The sequence below is a fragment of the Massilia putida genome, from assembly GCF_001941825.1.
Lineage (GTDB): Bacteria > Pseudomonadota > Gammaproteobacteria > Burkholderiales > Burkholderiaceae_D > Telluria > Telluria putida.
On sequence record NZ_CP019038.1, the window covers coordinates 292,841 to 310,958 of the forward strand.

The 18,118-nt window shown below is 66.7% G+C and carries 11 protein-coding genes and 1 pseudogene; 7 read left to right on the top strand and 5 right to left on the bottom strand.

Annotated elements, in window-relative coordinates:
- Positions 1 to 10 precede the first annotated feature (10 nt).
- A complete protein-coding gene (locus tag BVG12_RS03750) occupies positions 11 to 2,338 on the bottom strand; it encodes an FdhF/YdeP family oxidoreductase (RefSeq protein WP_083684504.1) in 2,328 nt (775 codons plus the stop codon).
- A 166-nt stretch (positions 2,339 to 2,504) separates the two neighbouring features.
- Here BVG12_RS03750 and fdhD point away from each other — a divergent pair, with 166 nt between their 5' ends.
- Positions 2,505 to 3,338, top strand: a complete 834-nt coding sequence (gene fdhD / locus BVG12_RS03755; protein WP_075791241.1) for a formate dehydrogenase accessory sulfurtransferase FdhD — start codon at positions 2,505 to 2,507, stop codon at positions 3,336 to 3,338.
- An 8-nt stretch (positions 3,339 to 3,346) separates the two neighbouring features.
- On the opposite strand, the gene BVG12_RS03760 is transcribed toward fdhD, so the two are convergent.
- Positions 3,347 to 3,697 (bottom strand): hypothetical protein, encoded by a 351-nt coding sequence (locus BVG12_RS03760; RefSeq protein WP_075791242.1) that lies wholly within the window; start codon positions 3,695 to 3,697, stop codon positions 3,347 to 3,349.
- Positions 3,698 to 3,855: 158 nt separating this feature from the next.
- Between BVG12_RS03760 and BVG12_RS03765 the strand changes: the two genes are divergently transcribed.
- The 4 genes and pseudogenes from BVG12_RS03765 to BVG12_RS03775 all read left to right on the top strand — a co-directional run bounded on the left by BVG12_RS03765 (position 3,856) and on the right by BVG12_RS03775 (position 10,056).
- Positions 3,856 to 5,781 carry a patatin-like phospholipase family protein gene (locus BVG12_RS03765; protein WP_075791243.1) on the top strand — a complete coding sequence of 642 codons (1,926 nt, stop codon included), beginning with the start codon at positions 3,856 to 3,858 and terminating at the stop codon, positions 5,779 to 5,781.
- An 84-nt stretch (positions 5,782 to 5,865) separates the two neighbouring features.
- Complete coding sequence (locus BVG12_RS03770) at positions 5,866 to 7,536, top strand: hypothetical protein (RefSeq protein ID WP_075791244.1); 1,671 nt, start codon at positions 5,866 to 5,868, stop codon at positions 7,534 to 7,536.
- Positions 7,524 to 7,655 (top strand): hypothetical protein, encoded by a 132-nt coding sequence (locus BVG12_RS35490; protein WP_267877476.1) that lies wholly within the window; start codon positions 7,524 to 7,526, stop codon positions 7,653 to 7,655. Before BVG12_RS03770 ends, BVG12_RS35490 begins: the two co-directional genes overlap by 13 nt.
- Positions 7,656 to 7,737: 82 nt before the next feature.
- Positions 7,738 to 10,056: pseudogene (locus BVG12_RS03775) on the top strand (outer membrane beta-barrel protein).
- Positions 10,057 to 10,058: 2 nt separating this feature from the next.
- Here the strand turns inward: BVG12_RS03775 and BVG12_RS34485 are convergent.
- The gene (locus tag BVG12_RS34485) at positions 10,059 to 10,577 is read right to left on the bottom strand and encodes an MFS transporter (RefSeq protein ID WP_169926791.1); all 519 of its coding nucleotides are present in this window, start codon (positions 10,575 to 10,577) and stop codon (positions 10,059 to 10,061) included.
- Positions 10,475 to 11,299: an MFS transporter gene (locus BVG12_RS34490; RefSeq protein ID WP_169926792.1), complete on the bottom strand. Its 825-nt coding sequence runs from the start codon at positions 11,297 to 11,299 to the stop codon at positions 10,475 to 10,477. Before BVG12_RS34490 ends, BVG12_RS34485 begins: the two co-directional genes overlap by 103 nt.
- 571 nt (positions 11,300 to 11,870) lie before the next feature.
- On the opposite strand from BVG12_RS34490, the gene BVG12_RS03790 reads away from it, so the two are divergent.
- Both BVG12_RS03790 and BVG12_RS03795 read left to right on the top strand, forming a co-directional pair.
- Positions 11,871 to 13,826 (top strand): TonB-dependent receptor, encoded by a 1,956-nt coding sequence (locus BVG12_RS03790; protein WP_229503793.1) that lies wholly within the window; start codon positions 11,871 to 11,873, stop codon positions 13,824 to 13,826.
- Positions 13,827 to 14,189: 363 nt separating this feature from the next.
- Positions 14,190 to 16,262 carry a CARDB domain-containing protein gene (locus BVG12_RS03795; RefSeq protein WP_083684510.1) on the top strand — a complete coding sequence of 691 codons (2,073 nt, stop codon included), beginning with the start codon at positions 14,190 to 14,192 and terminating at the stop codon, positions 16,260 to 16,262.
- A 717-nt stretch (positions 16,263 to 16,979) separates the two neighbouring features.
- Here the strand turns inward: BVG12_RS03795 and BVG12_RS03805 are convergent.
- Positions 16,980 to 18,104: an ABC transporter substrate-binding protein gene (locus BVG12_RS03805; protein ID WP_075791250.1), complete on the bottom strand. Its 1,125-nt coding sequence runs from the start codon at positions 18,102 to 18,104 to the stop codon at positions 16,980 to 16,982.
- Between the last annotated feature and the right edge of the window lie 14 nt (positions 18,105 to 18,118).

Consider the following 18,118-nt stretch of genomic DNA (forward strand, 5'->3'; position numbering starts at 1 on the left):
CGCTATGTGATCAGTGCAGCGGCCGCTTCGGACCGCCCGTGCGTTCGATGCGGATGGCGATCGATTTCGCGGCCGGCACCTTGCTTTCCTTCGCGTAGTGCCACAGCGGGATCAGCGGATTGCACTCCGGGTAATAGCCCGCAACGCAGCCTTGCGGCACGCCGTATTCCATCACGGTCAAGCCCTCCACCTTGCGCTCGATGCCGTCGTCCACGGCCGTGCTGGCCGTCACGACGTCGCCGTCGGCGAGGCCCATGCGGGCCATGTCGGCGCCGGCCATCAGCAGGACCATGCGATCGCGCGTGCCGCGGAAGCGGTCTTCCAGACTGTAGATCGTCGTATTGAACTGGCCGTCGCTGCGTACCGTGAACAGGCGCAGGGCGTCGGCCGGGACGGGCATGTCCGGATCGGTCGACAAGGTGTCCGGCACCGTGAAATTGGCCTTGCCGGTCGGCGTCTTCCACTCGCGTTTCGATGCGGCCACGGGCTTGCGGAAGCCGCCCGGCGTCCACATGCGCGCATCGAAGTCGTGGAAGATCTCCGGGTACGTCGCGGCGATGGCCTCGCGCACCTTGGCGTAGTCGGCCACCCAGGCATCCCAGTCGACTTTCGGATTCGCATCCAGCGTCGCCTTGGCGATGCGGGCCACGATGGCCGGTTCCGACAGCAGCGTGTCCGCCGCCGGCTCCGCGCGCCCGCGCGAGCCGTGCATGCACCCGGTCGAATCCTCCATCGACACCGATTGCTCGCCGCTTGCCTGGCGGTCGATCTCGATGCGGCCCAGGCACGGCAGGATGTACGCCGTCCGGCCATGTACGAGATGGCTGCGGTTCAGCTTGGTCGAGATCTGGACGGTGAGAGGGATCTTGCGCCAAGCGGCGTCCATCAGGCCGTGTTCCGGCACGGCACGCACGAGATTGCCGCCAAGGCTGATCAGCGCCTGCACCTTGCCGTCGCGGATCGCCTCGCAGGCCTCGACCGTGTTCATGCCCTTGTCGCGCGGCGGCTCGAACCCGTACAACGCCTTCAGTTTGTCCAGCGGCGCCAGTTCCGGCTTTTCCGTGATGCCGACCGTGCGCTGGCCCTGCACGTTCGAGTGGCCGCGCACGGGACAGATGCCCGCGCCCGGCTTGCCGATATTCCCGCGCAGCAGGAGCAGGTTCACGAGCATCTGCACGTTCTGCACGCCGTTGCGGTGCTGCGTGAGGCCCATGCCGTACACGCCGATGACGGTCTTCGCGTGGATGTACGTGCCGGCCGCCTGTTCGATCTGGCCGCGCGTCAGGCCCGCTTCGCGCTCGATCTCGTCCCAGCCGCACGCGCGCACGGCGGCCGCGAATTCGTCGAAGCCGTGGCAGTGCTCGGCGATGAACGCGGCGTCGATCGCGCGCGGACCGCCTTCCTTGACGGCGCGGTCGTCCGCTTCTAGCACGGCCTTGCACAGGCCCATCAGCGCGGCCGTGTCGCCGCCGGCTTTGACCTGGTGGTACTGGGTGCTGATCACCGTCTCGTGGCCGCTCAGCATTTCGGTGGGCGATTGCGGGTTGACGAAGCTGACGAGGCCCCGCTCGCGCAGCGGATTGAACGTGACGATGGGCACGCCGCGCTTGCGCGCCTCCTGCAACTGGTGCAGCATGCGCGGGCTGTTCACGCCCACGTTCTGGCCGAAGAAGAACAGGCAGTCGGTCTGGTCGAAGTCGTCCAGCACGACGGTCCCGATCGGCACGCCGATGGTCTTGGGCAGCGCCACCGACGTGCTTTCGTGGCACATGTTCGAGCTGTCCGGCAGATTGTTGTTGCCATACATGCGCGCCAGCAACTGGTACATGTACGACGTCTCCAGCGAGGCCCGGCCGGAGCTGTAGAACACGACGCTTTTCGGGTCCATCTTGCGCAGCTCGGCACCGATTTCGGCGAAGGCACGGTCCCAGGTGATTTCCACGTAGCGGTCGAGGGCGCCGTCGTAGCGCATGGGGACGGTCAGCCGGCCCGCTTGTTCCAGTTCGTGGTCGTGCCAGCCCTCCAGCTCGCGCAAGGTGTGGCGCTTGAAGAAGTCCGCGCCGATCTGCTTGCTCGTCACTTCCCACGCCGTCGCCTTGGCGCCGCTCTCGCAGAACTCGGCCGGGTGCGGATGCGCGGGCTTGGCCCAGGAGCAGCTGACGCACATGAAACCGTCCGGCTTGTTCTGGTGCACCAGCAATTGCGCCCCCTCGAACGGGACACGTTCCTTGAGCAGGATCGTGCTGACCTCCTTCAGCGAGCCCCAGCCGCCGGCCGGGATCTGCGGTTCATTGGGTTCGCCGGTCTGGCCGGGGGCCTTGCCGCCTTGCTTGCTCATATCATGACTCCGTGTCGTTCAAGAGACGTATTGGCTCAATAGTTTTTAGCTTGATCCCGGCATGCGGCCGTGTCTGTTCGACAGCGCACACGCGGTTCCGGCAAATCCCGGCGGCTTGCAGGGTCTGATATGATCGGCCATCGCTTTTTCCGCATGGCTAGAATCGATGACCGCCCCAGATAGTCCGGACGACACCGTCTTACCCCCGCCGGCGCAAAGCCGCCACGTGCTGCGCATGCGCGCGGGCGCGCTCGCGCGGGTGGACGACATGCTCGTCGACGAGGTGCCGATCGCGCTCGTCTACAACGGCATCTCGCACGCCGTCATGATGGCCACGCCCACCCACCTGGAAGAATTCGCCCTCGGCTTTTCGCTGTCCGAAGGGATCATTACGGGACCGGCCCAATGCTACGGGATCGAAGCCGGGCGGGACGCCGGCGGCATCGCCGTCCAGATCGACATCGCGAGCGGCGCCTTCATGGCGCTCAAGGAGCGGCGCCGCAGCCTGGCCGGGCGCACGGGGTGCGGGCTGTGCGGCGTCGACAGCCTCGACCAGGTTTGCCGTCCCTTGCCGACGCTCGCGCCGGCGCAAGGTTTTCACGCGGCCGGCGTGCGCCGCGCGCTGGGTGCGATCGGCGCCGAACAGGCACTCACCCGCATGACGGGCGCCGCCCACGCGGCCGCCTGGTGCGGCATGGACGGGACCATCGCCATCGTGCGCGAGGACGTCGGCCGCCACAATGCGCTCGACAAGGTGGTCGGCGCGATGGCGCGCGGCGGGATCGACCCCGCCGCCGGCTTCCTCTTGATTACCAGCCGGGTCAGTTTCGAGATGGCGCAGAAGGCGGCAGTCGCCGGCGTGCCGGCGCTGGTCGGCATGTCGGCGCCGACCCTGGCGGCGGTCGACCTGGCCGAGCAGGCCGGCATGACCCTGCTCGCCTTCGCGCGCGGGCAGGACTTCGTCTGCTACACCCACGCCGACCGGCTGGAACTCGATTAGCCGGTGGATCAGCCGGAGACGAGCGCGAGCAGCGCCGCGCGGTCCGCCGCCTGCTGGCGCTGGGCCGTGACGCGGTCCCACAGCAGGAACATGCCGTACGCCCACTGCGTCACCAATTCCGCCTCCCCGGCCGGCCGCGCCGCGGCGCCGCCCAGCAGGCGTTCGATTTCCGCGCGGGCGAGCGCCGTCACCTGGTCATAGTTCCAGGCGCCTTTCGGCAACATCTTCTGGCGCGCACGGTAGCGGCGGGCCCGCTCCGCGTCGCTCATCTTGTCGTCCTTGGGCGGACGGCCGCGTTTTTTCGCCAGCGCCGCATCCAGCGGCAATTCGATCGTGCTGAGGTCTTCCGGTTGCTTCATGGTGCGGTCGAGAGTGGGCCTGCCGCCATTATTCGTGACGCATTTCAATAAAGCAATAGAAAGCAAATGCGATCCGATGCCGGCCCAGCCGGGAACCTGCCGGGCCGCCTCCTGCCTAAGGGTGCGGGAGGCATCAACGCGGCCGTCAAGGAGGTCATATGGCAACGAACCACATCGCAATCGCCTGCCAGGGCGGCGGCAGCCACGCCGCCTACACGGGCGGCGTCCTTCCCGTCCTGCTGGAAGAATTCGACAACCTGCCGCCGGCCCGTGCCGACGACGAGCTCGGCACCGACCGCAAGGCGCTGGTCGCCATCAGCGGGACGTCGGGCGGGGCCATCAGCGCGCTGCTCGGCTGGTATGGCTTCATCACGGGCGGCGCGCCCGAGGCCGGACGCCGGCTGGACGCCTTTTGGAAGGGCAATTCCGCGCTCGGCGTCGTCGAGGCGTCCGTCAACCAATTCTGCCGCGGCCTGGCCGACCTGGCATCGATGGGCGGCTGGGACATCAAGTCGAGCCCGTACGTGCTGCCGCTGGCCGGCATCGAATGGTGGAACGCGACCGTCTGGCCTGCCGTCGCCCGCCTGTTCGGGCCGGACAACGCATGGATGCGTCCCGATTTCTTTTCCCTGCCGGCGCAGCTCGCGCCCGGCGTGGACTGGCCGCTCGTCGCCTTGCTGGGCGAGTTCGCCAGCATCCCGCTCGAGGTCGAACGGTGGCTGCGCAGCGATCTGGAAGCGGCCATGTTCCCGCCCGGCGCGCCGTGCCAGGGGCGTTACCGCGCCGAGCGCGAGACCGTCGAAAGCCGGATCATGGACAAGCTCGGCGCCGCGGACCGCCTGCGCGCGCGCATGGCCAATCTGGGCATCGCCGAGGGCACGCTGCTGCACGCGGCGGTGGACGGCTGGCATCCGCCCGCCCTGCGCTTCGACGCGGACGCGCTGGGCCAGCTGGCCGACAGCGTGCGCCAGGCCTTGCGGCCGATTCCGCGCCTGTTGCTGGGTGCCGTGGAATTGCACGAGGGCGAATTCGTCGCGTTCAGCTCCGAGCGGGCGCCGGGCGACGGCGGCATTTCGATGGATGCCGTGCTGGCCTCGGCCGCCGTGCCCTGGCTGTTTCGCGCGCACGAGATGCGCGGCACCGACGAATCGACCTTGGCGCCGCGCCAACTGACCTTGTGGGACGGCCTGTTCTCGCAGAATCCGCCGATCCGTAACTTTCTGTCGGGCGTGACGGACGACGAGCGCAAGCCGGACGAGATCTGGGTCGTGCAGATCAATCCGACCCAGGCCAAGTCAGAGGCGGGCGGGCCGAACGCGCTGTCCCGCATCGCATTCTCGGGCAGCGACATCTGGGATTTGCGCAATGCGCTGGCGGGCAATCTCGCGCTGAACCAGGAACTGGGCTTCGTCGATGCGATCAACCGCCGCATGGAGACGGCGCGCGGCGGCGACGACGCGCCGGCCAGCGCGGCCGCCCAGCGGCGCGACAAGCTCGTCCAGGTCGACCGCATCGTCATGGACGGCAATGCCGTCGAGGCCGCGGCTCGCATGCCGCTGGGGGCGAATTCCAAGCTGGACCGCGACCCCGGCCTGCGCATCGCCCTGTGGGAGCACGGCGTCGTGCAGGCGCGCCGCTACCTGGCGCTGCGCCGCGACGTCGACAAGCTGTTCGCCGGCCTGGACGGTGCCTTGGCGGGCGCCTGCGCCTGTACCGGCGGACTGCCGCCGGACGACGCGGGTGGCGGTTTCCGGCCGGACGGCGCGGCCCGGCTCGGCGAACTCGTCGTCGATGGGGCCACCCTGCACGGCGTCTCGCCGTACGACCCGGGCGTGCCGCAGGCGCTCGTGCAATGGCGCTCGGCGCATACCCGCATCAACGGCCGGCCCGTGCGCATCGAAGGCCGGACGGAGCTCGCCATGGGCGACGGCGTTGATGCCGGCTGGCACTTGAAGGACGTGCAAATCACCGCTGTCGTGCCGACCGTGCCCGCGCAACCGGCGCCGACGCCGGCTCGCGTGCGGGCACGCCGCCAGGCCGGGCAGCCCGTGCCGGTGCGGCCGCCGTCGGAGGTGCGGCATTGAGCATGCATCGGTAGGCATGTCGCGACGATAGGGCTAGAATGACAAGATTGCGTCTTCGTTAATTCTTGCCGCGAGTCCGGAATCGTGGCGTTACCATTCAACAGGACGGCGGCGGCCATCGCCGCCGTCTGCTTGCTGGCGGGCGCCGCCTGCGTGGCGCAGGAGGCGGGTCCGCAGAGTATCGTCGTTACGGGCCAGCGCGGCACATCGTCGTGGATACGGGCCGAGAGCGCCCACGTGATCGTCCTGTCCGACGCGCCGCGCCAGGACGTCGGCCGGCTCGTCGAGCACCTCGAACGCCTCGACAACCTGCTGCGCGTCTACACCGACGATTATCGGGCGGCGGGCGCGGAATCGAAACTGCACCTGGTCTATCTGAACGATGTGCGCGACCTGGACCGCGTCGGCGCGGACCGGCCGGCGGACGGCATCGCGCTGTTCCGCGACTGCGCGGACGGCGGCCAGGGTTTCCTGGTGCGCACGGCGCCGCTGGCAGCCATCGAGGACGACACACTGGCCAAGGCGCCGTTGGACGAGGGCCTGTCGTACGTGTCCGAAGCCTACGCGCGCCACTTCCTGTACCGGCACACGGACGTCCGCGGTCCGTCGGCCTGGATCGAAGGCTTCGCGAATTATTTCGCGGGCGTGCGGTTCGGCGCCACGCAGATGGCAATCGGCCGTACGCCGCCCGGCGTCGGCCGTTACTTCGCCTACCTCGACCAGGGCCATCGCCACCACCTCGACTACAACGACGTCCTGGGACCGCGCCCGCTGGGGAATTTCTCCGGGTCGCGCGCCGTGGCGGCGGGCATGGAATTCCAGGCGCGCTCGTGGATCCTCGCGCACTACATTCTCGGTGCCGGTGAACGGCGCCAGCGGCTCGGGACGTTCCTGAACGCCGTGCACAAGGGGGGCGACCCCGCCGCCGCGCTGCACGACGTCTTCGGCCTGGACGCGGGCGAGGCGTCGATGGCGCTGTGGCGCTACCGGTTGCGCGCGGCCGAGGTCATGCGCGTGGAGCAGCCGCCGGGCCCGCGGCCGGAGATCGCCTTCACGACCATGTCCGCGACGTCCGGCGGCTTCCTGCTGGCCGACGCCACGCTCAAGGCCTGTCCCACGCGGGCCCAGGGGGAAGGGCTGCTGCGCACGTTGACCACGGAGGCCGGCGCGTTGCCGAACGTCGACGCCGCCCAACTGGCGCTGAGCCGCGCCCGCGTCGACTGGGGCGATCCGGCCGCCGCGCTGCCCTGGCTCGGGCGCGTGGCGCGCGGCGCGGACGCCGGCGCCGACGTGCTCCTGCTGCTGGCGCGGGCCAACCTGAAACTGGCCGCCCGGATGGATGCCGGCGCGCGCGGGCCTTACCTCGACGCCGCGCGCGCCAGCCTCGCGCGGGCGCGCGGGCGCGACCCCGGCTCGGGCGCCGTCGCGCTGGCGCAGCTCGACTTGTCCCTGCTGGCGGACGGCGCACCCAGCCGCGCCGCCCTGGACGACGTGCTGGCCGCCTGGCGCACGGCGCGCGATTCGGCGGCGCTGGCGCGGGCCGCGGTCCTGGCGTACTGCTACCTCGTCGATGCGCCTCACGCCGAACACATCCGCGCACGCTGGCGAACGATACCCGCGATCCGGCCACGGCCGCGTGGGCCGCGCAATTCCAGCGGCGCCTGGACCGCGGCCTCACGCTCGCCGACATCCAGGCGGAGATGCGCGTCGTCTCGTCCGGCGCCGGCGTCAGCGAATGGACGATGGACCAGCTGAGCGTGATGCGCGACGTCGAATACAATGCCGGGCTGGAGGACGCCCAGGGCATCATCAACGGGCTGATGCAGAATCCCGACGCGGCGAAGGCGCTGACGAATGCGCCTGTGCGCAGGTGACGGTGAAGAAGCTGGAACTTTAACGGGGTGTCGCGGGAATACCGGTGAAGCACCCGGCATTCACGACAACCCGATTCCACCGATGATTCTTACTACGTACGCCGCCCGCGATGCGCTGGCGCTGAAAGTCCTGCCCGCATTACTCCTGAGTTGTTTCGCCGCGCAGCCGCTGTTCGCGCAGACGGCCGCGCCTGCTCCCACGGACCGCCCGGCGGCGACAGGCGCCGGGGCCGGCGACGGCGTCGCGACCGTGGAAGTGGTCGCGTCTCGTCCGACCAACAAGGTCGACCGCGACGTGTACGATCTCAAGAACGACATCAGCGTCAGCAATGCGTCCGCCGCCGATATCTTGAACAACGTCCCGTCCGTCACCGTCGACCAGGACGGCAACGTGGCGCTGCGCGGCAACCAGAACGTGCAGATCATGGTCAACGGCAAGCGCGACGCGCAATTCCAGGGTCAGAACCGCGGCGACGCGTTGAACGCGTTCCCGGCGGAGGCCATCGAATCCGTCGAAGTGATCAACGTGCCGGGCGCCGAATTCGGCAACGAGGGCGGCAACGGCCCGATCATCAACCTGGTCCTCAAGCGCAACCGCAAGGCCGGTTCGCGCGCCAATCTCAGCGCCAACAAGGGAACGGAAGGGCGCGGCAACGCCTTCCTCAACGGCGAGCATGCGGAGGGCCCGTATTCAATCAGCGGCAACGTCGGCGTGGCCGAGCGGGTGCGCAACAGCGACAGCGAGTCGCGGCGCCAGGACCTCGACCCCGCGACGGGCGCCGTCAGGGACGCGCAGAACACGGTGGGCAACCGGCAGATCCGCTCGAAGTCGCTGAACATGTCGTCGACGTTCACGTACAACGTCGGCGAACGGGACCAGGCTGGCGCGACGGCCAGCTATTCGCGGATCAGGAACGAGACGGACGGTACCGCCTCGACGCAGCGCTACGCCGCGGACATGGCGCCGCTGGCCGATTACACGAGCCGCTCGCGCAGCCGGTCGCCGGCCGAGAACTTCGGCATCGGCGCGTCGTACGACCACAAGAGCGGCGCACCGGGCGAAGACCTCAAGTTCGACCTGCGCTACACGGGCCAGAACAGCAGTCCCGATTCCGACGTCGTCTACGATTACCGGCTGCGCCCGACGTCGTTCATCGCGAACAGCCGGCGCTCGTCCGACCCGCGCAACCGCATCCTCGACATCTCCGTCGACTATGAGCGCAATCTGTGGGACACCTGGCACCTGAAGGCCGGGGCCAAGGTCGCGGACAGCAAGAACAGCAACCCCACCGATTACCTCGCCCAGGACCCCGTGACCGGCGACTACGTGCCGGTGGCGAGCCGCATCAGCGATTTCGAGTCGAACGACCGCAACGCGGCCCTCTACGGCATCCTGAGCACCAAGCTGTTCACGAACCTCAGCCTGCAGGGCGGCCTGCGCGGCGAGTACACGGCGCTCGACGTGCGCCAGCCGCTGCTGAACGAGGACGACAAGTATCACTACATGAACTGGCTGCCGAGCTTTTACGCGACCCGCGACATCGGCAAGGACGGCATGCTGCAGCTGCGCGCGGCGCGGCGCATCGCGCGGCCGAACGAGCGCGACCTGAACCCGAACCTCGTCTACCTGAACGACGTCAGCGCGCGCCAGGGCAATCCGCATCTGCAGCCCGTGAACAACGACCTCGTCGAGCTGGCGTAACGCGACCGCCTCTTCGGCGTCGACAGCAGCTTCGTGCTGTTCAAGCGGCGCGAGTCGCCCGTGATCGGCAACCGCAGTTATGCGCTGGCTTCCGATCCGAACGTGATCGTCACGTCGCCCATCAACTTCGGCGCCAACGACTCGGTGGGCGTCGACCTGAATTTCAACGTGCGGCAGCTGTTCCTGCCCGGCCTGTCCGCGAATCTGGGCGCGACGCTCGCGAACGAACAACGCCAGCGCATCTCCAATTTCACGTCCGGCGCGACGGGCGTGCAATCGAACCACCGGGAAAACGTCAAATTGCGGCTCGCCTACCAGGTGGGCATGGAAGCGCTGCAGCTGAGCGTGAACCGCAACGGCGCGTCGTTGAACGGGCAGGGCATCAACAGCGCTGTCACGATGACGAATTTCACGTGGCGCCACAACATCAGCCAGCGCCTGTCGCTGAACCTGAACGTGAACAACGTGTTCCACACCGGGAATATGGAAAGCGACGTCGAGAACGAGGTGCTGCGCCTGCACACGCTGAACGCCGGCCAGCCGCGCGTCGTGCAGATCGGCCTGCGCTATCAATGGGGCGGCGTGACGGGCGACGACCGCATCCGCAACGGCGGGCGCGGCATGTTCCGCGGCGGCCAGGGCGAGCGGGGCGAAGGTGGCGGCGGCTTCGGCAATCGCGGAGGCGCGGGCGGCTTCTGATGTCATGCGCCGGCGCCATGCGGGGCGGCCGCCGCCGGGCGCGCCGCGAGCAGCATGTACGCGCCGGCGATGATGACGGCGCCCGCGACGTAGGGCGCGGCCGGATGGCGCTCGTACAGGTACGCGGCACACAGGGGCGCGAGCACGCGTCCGACGGCTTGCCGGCCCTGGTTCGCCCCTTGCACCTGTCCACGCTCCCGTTCGGGGGCAGCGTTTGCGATCATGCCGCTCATGGCGGGCTGGAACAGTCCATCGCCAAGCGTGAAGACCGCGATCGCGGCGAACAGGAAAGCGATGGACGGCACGAACGGAATGGCCGCGATCATCAGGAAGCCGCATGCGTTGAGCGCCAGGCCTGCGCGCGCGAGCCCGTGTTCGCCCATCCTTGGGAGCAGCAGGCGGGTGGCGATCCCCTGGCTCAGGACATCCATGACGCCGACCGCGAACAGCACCATGCCGATATGCGCCGGGTCGAATTGTTTGACGTCCTTGAGAAACACGGACACGTTCGCCTGCAGCATGGTGCCCGCAAGGTAGAACAGCAGCGTCGTGGCCAGCGCCCGGCGTAGCGCCGGGGCGCCGCGTGCACGCGGGGCGGATGCGGCGTGGCCGATGCCGCCGGCCTGGGGATCACGCGGTCTGCCTGCACCGCGACGACCACCCACGCCGCGTTCGTCAACGCCAGTGCGGCCGCGAGAAACAATGGCGCGCGCGGCGACCACGACGTGGCCGTGCCGCCGATGACGGGACCGAGCATGAAGCCCAGGCCGCCCGCCGCGCCGAGCAAGCCGTACACCCGGCTGCGCTCGCCCGGTGGCGTGACGTCGGCCGCATACGCGCACATCGTTCCGACGCCGCCCGCCGTCAGTCCGCCGAGGATTCGCCCGAGCCACAGTGTCGGCAACGAGTCGCCGAGCCCGACGACGAGATACCCGAGCGCGGCGCCCACCAGGGACGCCAGCAGGACGGGCCGCCGCCCGTAGCGGTCGCTCCACGCGCCGAGTACGGGAGCCGCCACGCATTCGCACAGCGAGTAGGCCGACATGATGAGACCAACGGCGAGGGCGACCCCGGCATCGCCCGTGTAGCGGCTGACGAGAAACGGCATGACCGGATCGATCAGGGTGAAGCCTGCGGCATTCAGGAAGACGGAAACGAACAGCCCGCCGATGCGGACATGCGATGACGTGAGAGGTGAGACGCGACGGCCCGTGGTATCCATGCGGTGGCTCCGATCCTTCAATGAGGATTCATCCGGAGCGGCGTTTTCACGAGCACCACGGACGAATCCAGACGCGATTGCGACGGAATCGTCGGGGGATCTCATGCATGGCACGGAACAGAACTTCCTGAGCGGAAGGGCTTGGGCCTACCCAGACCAAGCCTGCCTTTTTCGACCTGCGGAGTATGGAAGGGCGTCCTCGGGTTTGTCAAGGATGCTATGGCGACGGCCGCAGCGCGATGCCGTGTTCGAACAGGCAGCCACGCTTGTTCGAACAGCCGGCGAAAGCCGAGATTCGTCGGATGTATTTCGTTGGGCCAGTCACCTATTGTGCACTGGCCGGCATCACGGCGGCGCATCGATGTGCCACGAGCTTTTATTTTTGTGATGCGTCACGGGATCGATCCGACCAGCGCCAACGGCGACTATTTGTTGTATTAATGCGAATCATTCTCATTCTGATTTACGACAAAATTGACCTGCGGTAAGATTCGGGTTTTCTTTCTACTAACATTCAATGATGGTTTTCCGTAAGAAGACGGTTGTCCTCGCCGTAGGCATGTGTTTTGGCCTGTCGGTCGACGCGCAGGACATGGCCGAAAGCACCGCGACGCCCGCGATGACGGTGGGCGTGGTGAAGGTGGTGGGGCGGACGACGGGGCCGCTCGGCACGCGCAACGTGCTGACGTCGGTCGATGTCCTGGATGAGAGCAGGATCGCGACTCAGGCCGTGAACCACAACTGGCAGCTGTTCGGCCAGCTCCCTGGCGTCATGCTGACGCAATATGGTCAGGGCACGACGTCCGGCAAGATTTCGATCCGCGGCTTCACCGGCGAAGGCGAGATCAATGCCGTCAAGCTGTTGATCGACGGGGTGCCCAGCAACAGCAATGACGGGATGATGCCGTACCTCGACCTGGTGCCGCTGCTGGACATACGCGCCGTCGAGCTCGTACGCGGCACGAACGATCCGCGCTACGGCCTGCACAACATCGCCGGCAACGCGAACGTCATGACCAAGGTCGGCGGCAATTACGGGGCGGCCCGCTTCGGCTACGGCAGCTTCGACACGCGCGATGCACAGGCGGCGCTGGGTATCGACCGGAACGGCTTTTCCCAGAACTATGCCGTCGGCTATCAACAGACCGGGGGCTACCGCGCCCACTCGGATGCGGAGAAGTCCAGCTTCTCCGGGAAATGGTTTTATTCGCCCGACAATGGTACGAGCCGATACGGCTTGATCGTCCGGCATCATGAGGTCCGCGCCGACGAACCGGGCTTTCTGACGTATGCGCAAGCCCGCGCGAACCGGGAACAGTCGATGCCGCACAATGCCACCGACGGCGGCACCCGCCGGATGAACCAGGCCGCCTTGCAGGCCGAGACTGATCTCGGCAGCCAAGTGTTCTGGACCGCGCAGATCTATCGCAATGAACTGAACGACCACCGCTACGTGACGTTTTCCGCCGCGGTGCGCCAGCAGGAACGGACGATCGTGGAAAACCACACCGGCGCGTCCACGACATTGACGTGGCGTCCGGCGGCAACGCCGATCGGCCAGTTGAGAGTGGTAGGCGGATTGGACACGGAACGCCAGGACAACGCGAGCCAGCGCTACTTCACGTTGAACCGGGCGCGGCAATCGCAAACCCGGGACCAGCAATTCGACCTGAACACCGCAGGCGGCTTCGTCCAGGCGATCTACAAGCCGTTTGCCGACCTGACCATTACGCCGGCTTTACGCGTCGACAAGCTGTCCGGCAGCTACACCAACTTGCTGAACGGTCGTGTCTACGGCATCAATCATTACGGATTGATCCGGCAACCGAAACTGTCCGCCGTATATCGGCTCGACGACGCATACTCGGTTTATGGCAACTTCGGCCGCACGTTCCAGGTCGGTATCGGCACCGCGACCTATAAAGTCAACCAGAGCAGCGACCTCGCGCCCTCGATCAACGACGGCTGGGAGACTGGCGTCAAATTCCGGCCGGTGCACGGCATCGAAGGGCGCGTGGCGGTGTGGCAGCAGTATGCGTCGAACGAAGCCCGGCGAAAGATGAACGATCCGGGCAACGACGCGGAGAATATCGGAGAAACGCGGCGCCGCGGCGTGGACCTGCAAGTGAACATGCAGCCGACGTCGCGTCTGGGCGTCTGGATGGGCGCCGCCGTCCAACGCGCGCTCATCGTCAAGGCCGACGCCGCGTCGCTTGCCACGCAGGGGAACGAGATCGATCATACGCCCCATTTGTTGTACAACGTCGGCGCCGATTACACGGCCAGCGACGTGCTGCGGCTGTCCGGATCGATCAACGGCCAGAGCAGCTATTTTCTGGACCGGACCAACACGACCGGGAAGTTCGGCGCGCATTCGATCGTGAACGTCTCGGCCACGTACAGTGTCGGGAAACATCTGGATGTCGAGCTTCAGGTGCGCAACCTGGCGAACCGATACTACGAATACGTGTGGCACGACGGAACGCAGTCGCTTCATGCACCCGGCAATCCGCGTAGCGTCGACCTCATGCTGACCAGCCGCTTCTAGGCAGAGCATGCGCTCTCGGAAGTCATGTTGTTAGACGCGTACATGGGACCTCATCGGAGATGCAACGTCTAGGTGCGCTGCATCCAACGGTTTTACTTCCGGAATGTGTAAGCAAAACTGTCGGATGGCAGTCATTCAAGCGAATCTGTTACTTCGGTGGGGAAGGATGCACGTGGGACGGTGCCCGACCTTGGCGCGCACGCTGGCCATGGCCTTCTTCCTTCGGCGGACCCGAATCAAGCGCCGTTTCTATCGTGCAATCCATATCGATGGGATTTGATATCGTGCTCATCAGTACGCGGGAGGGTGAACCGGGCGGAACGGGTCTGCCTGGCCTGCCTGCGCGCCACAGGAGAAAACGTGATGAGAACGAAGTGGTCTGTTTTGCCGCTGACCCTGGCGGTGCTGTACTCCGGGCTGCCCGGCCTCGCCGGCGCGGCGACGCCGGCGGCGGGCACGGTCACCGACCGTAACACGTCGACGACGTACGCGGCCGGTCCTTTCCTGGTGCCGAATACCAGCGGTCTGGCCGGCCCCGTCACTTGCAACGCCGTCCTGCCTTGCGACGACTTCAAGCTGACGGTGGACGTCCCGGCCGCGTACGCGGCGGACCATAACCTGACCGTGCGCGTGCAATGGGCCAACAGCACCGCCGACTTCGATCTCTATGTGCTGGACGAGGGCGGCAACGTCGTCGGCTCGGCCGCGTCGTCGAGCGATCCCGAGGTGGCCGTGCTGCCCGCGATCGCCGGCACCTACACCGTGCGCGTGGTCCCGTACGCCCCTCTGGGCGACAGCATCGCCGCCGCCATCGAACTCACGCCGAAGCCCGTGCCGGCCACGCCGGGCAGCGGCACGCCTCCCAGCTATACGAGCTACCAGCCGCCGGCCGGCAGCGGCCTCGGAACGACGGCGGGCGAACCTTCCATCGGCGCGAACTGGAAGAGCGGCAAGGTGATGTTCCAGTCGAACACCCAGACCTTGCGCGTCACGTTCAACGATAGCGTCAGTCCGGCCAGCGCCGTCTGGGAAGCCAAGAGCGCCGCACCGCCCGCGTGCACGGCGGTCACCGGACTCGACCCGATCCTGTGGACGGACTCCAAGCTGGGACGCACCATCGAATCCCAGCTGCTGGCCAACCCGCTGGTCAACAGCCTGTCCTGCTATACCGACGACGACGCCGAAACATGGACCCCGACCCAGGGTGGCGGCGTGGGACAGGGCGTCGACCACCAGAGCATCGGCGGCGGCCCCTACGTGAGCGGCATGGCGCCGGTGCTGGCCACCTTCCCGCACGCGGTCTATTACTGCTCGCAAAGCATCGCGCTGGCGACCTGCGCGCGCAGCGACAACGGCGGCCTGACCTATGGTCCGTCGATGCCCGTCTACACGATCGAGCAATGCGGCGGCCTGCACGGCCACGTCAAGGTGGCGCCGGACGGCACGGTCTACCTGCCGAACAAGAGCTGCGGCGGGCGCCAGGGCGTCGCCGTGTCGACCGACAACGGCATGATCTGGACCCTGCGCACGATCCCGAACAGCACGGCGGGCGAAAGCGACCCATCGGTCGGCATCGGCAGTGACGGCACCGTTTATTTCGGCTACCAGAACGGCGACGGCCATCCGCGCGTCGCGGTGTCGCGCGACCGCGGTGCCACGTGGACGGACGACCAGGACATCAGCGCCCCATTCGGCGTGCAGAACGTCGCCTTCCCGGCCGTGGTGGCGGGCGACGGCGACCGCGCCGCGTTCGCCTACTTGGGCACCACGACCGCGGGCAATTACCAGGACGCCGGCTTCAGCGGTCTTTGGCACCTGTATGTCGCCCATACCTACGATGGCGGCAAGAGCTGGATCACCACGGACGCCACGCCATCCGATCCGGTGCAGGCGGGCTGCATTTGGCTGGGCGGCGGCTCGAACCCCTGCCGTAACCTGCTCGACTTCATGGACGCCACCGTGGACGCCCAGGGCAGGGTGCTGGTCGGCTATGCGGACGGCTGCACGCAGGCTTGCGCCACCAACCCGTCGCCCAACGACGATCCGGCGAACGGCTATCACTCGGAACTGGCCACGATCGCCCGCCAAGCGGACGGCAAGCGGATGTTCGCACGCTTCGACCAGCCCGACCTCGTCGTGACGAGCGTTCGGTCGAGCCAGCTGAACTCGAAGGCGATCCTGAGCGCGACCGTGGCCAACAAAGGCACGAGCGCGGCCAACGGCACCGTCGTGCAGTTCATGGAAGACACCTCGATCGTCGGCAGCAGTGCGCCGGTGAACCTGGAGCCTGGCGCCAGCACCGAGGTCAGCATCGTCTGGCCGACGACGCGCACCCGCGGCACCCACGTGATCACGGCGATCGCGGACCCGGGCAACACGGTGTCCGAGTCGGACGAGTCGAACAACAAGACCCAGGCCAGCGTCTACTTCAAGTAAGTGCCCGGGTGACGCCGCGGCCCTGCGCAAGCGCTGGCGGCATTCCGTGACGGGTCACGAAATGGCCGGCGCCGCCATGCGCGCGCCGGCCATTTTTTTTATTTCCGCTTGCAGTGGCAGCACGATCGGTGCGGGAGGCAGGTGATCACCTTGATCTCGAAGTCGCATCCGTAGAGCCATGTGACGCCGACCGCCGTGACGTTCGGGCAAGGCGCCTCACCCCAGTACTTCTGGGCCACGCTCGTCTCAGCCGCCAGGCGAGCGATGGAACGTAGGCCCATGGCGGGTAGATCGCGATCTGCGCAATGCCGACCGGACCTGCAGGGAAAACTGCGTGGCAAAGTTCATGGATGCCGCCGGCCTCAAGGTCAGGCATAACCGGCACCGCGCACCCGGGCAATTGGAGTGCGTGTCGTTTCGGCGCATGGAGTGACATCAAGCCTGCGCGGCGCTCGAGAGCTTACTGCGCTCGTCTGTATGCGAAAAACTGTTCCTCGTCGCTTACCTCCGTAGGCGGCTAAGTTTGGAACAAAATCACGCGTAGATCGTGTACGTAAATTTGTGTCCGAACCGACGGACCTCACCCTGGTGCACCAGCTGGACGCTTTCGCGTGAAGTCGCGCCGTGGATGAACCGTCACGACCGACCGCTTCGACCCCGGGCGGTCTGTCATGTGCATACGGTACTTGGGGGTAGCTTATGAAAACGGCCCGGTCCTCAGGGCGCTGCTACCAACTTGCCGTCCTTGACGATCTGTACGATCGCGCCGTAGTAGGGCTTGCGGTTGGTCTGGTTCCACAGGCCCGAGCCGCCGAGGATGGGCACGTCGCGCAGCTTGAAGTAGGCGTCACGAACCTTTTCGCGTGTCGGGTTTGGACCCGCTTCGCGCAAGGTGGCGAGGGCGACTTGCGCCAAAGTGTAGCCAGTCGCGGCCCACGAGTCAGGCTCGACGCCATAGCGGGCCTTGTAGGCTGCCTCGAACGATTTGTTCAGTGGGCGGTTGATTCCCGGCATATAGTCGCCGACAGTAATCGTGCCTTCAGCCGCCTTGCCGGCCAGGGAAATGAACTTAGGCGATGCCAGCGTGATGGTGCCGATGAAGCGCACCGATTCGGGAACGCCTGCCTGGCGCAGCTGCTGGATGATGTTGGCGGCCTGATCGGTATAGGTGCCCAGATAGACGGCATCCACTTGCTGCGCCTTGAGCTTGGTGGCCAGCGGCAGGAAGTTGGAGTCGCTGCTGACGACAGCCTCCTCGGAGGTGATGACGCCGCCGCCGGCCTTGAACGGGTCGCGGAAAAAGGTCTTGGACTCGATCAGAGCCTCGTTGGTGCGGTCGAAGACGATGGCTACCCGTTTGATGCGCGTCTTTTCCAGTACGTACTTGGCGATCAGCGGATTGATGACCGAAGGTGACTGCTGCATCTTGAGGGACCAGGGGCCAGCGTTGAGTACCGCATCCGAAGTGGCAAAGCTCAAGTTGGGTGTCTTCCGATCGTTAAAGATCGGCGCGCTCGCAACGGCATTGGCGGTGGAGGAGGGGCCAAGCACCAGTACCGCGCGATCGCGGTCGACAGCCTGGTTGGCAAGGTTGATCGTCTGGCCCTTGTCGCTCGCATCGTCGCGCTCCATCAGCTTGATTTTTTGGCCTTGGACGCCGCCCTTGGCGTTGAATTCATCCACTGCCAAGCGGATCGCGTTTTGATAAGCGACGCCGGAGAATGCCCCAACGCCGGTTGCGTGTTGAATGGACGAGACAGGAATGTCCTGCGCCTGGGCCTCGGTTCCAAGCGACAGAAGCATCGCTGCTAAAAAAACGAGGGGGTGTTTGATTAGTTTCATGGATGTCTCCCTTT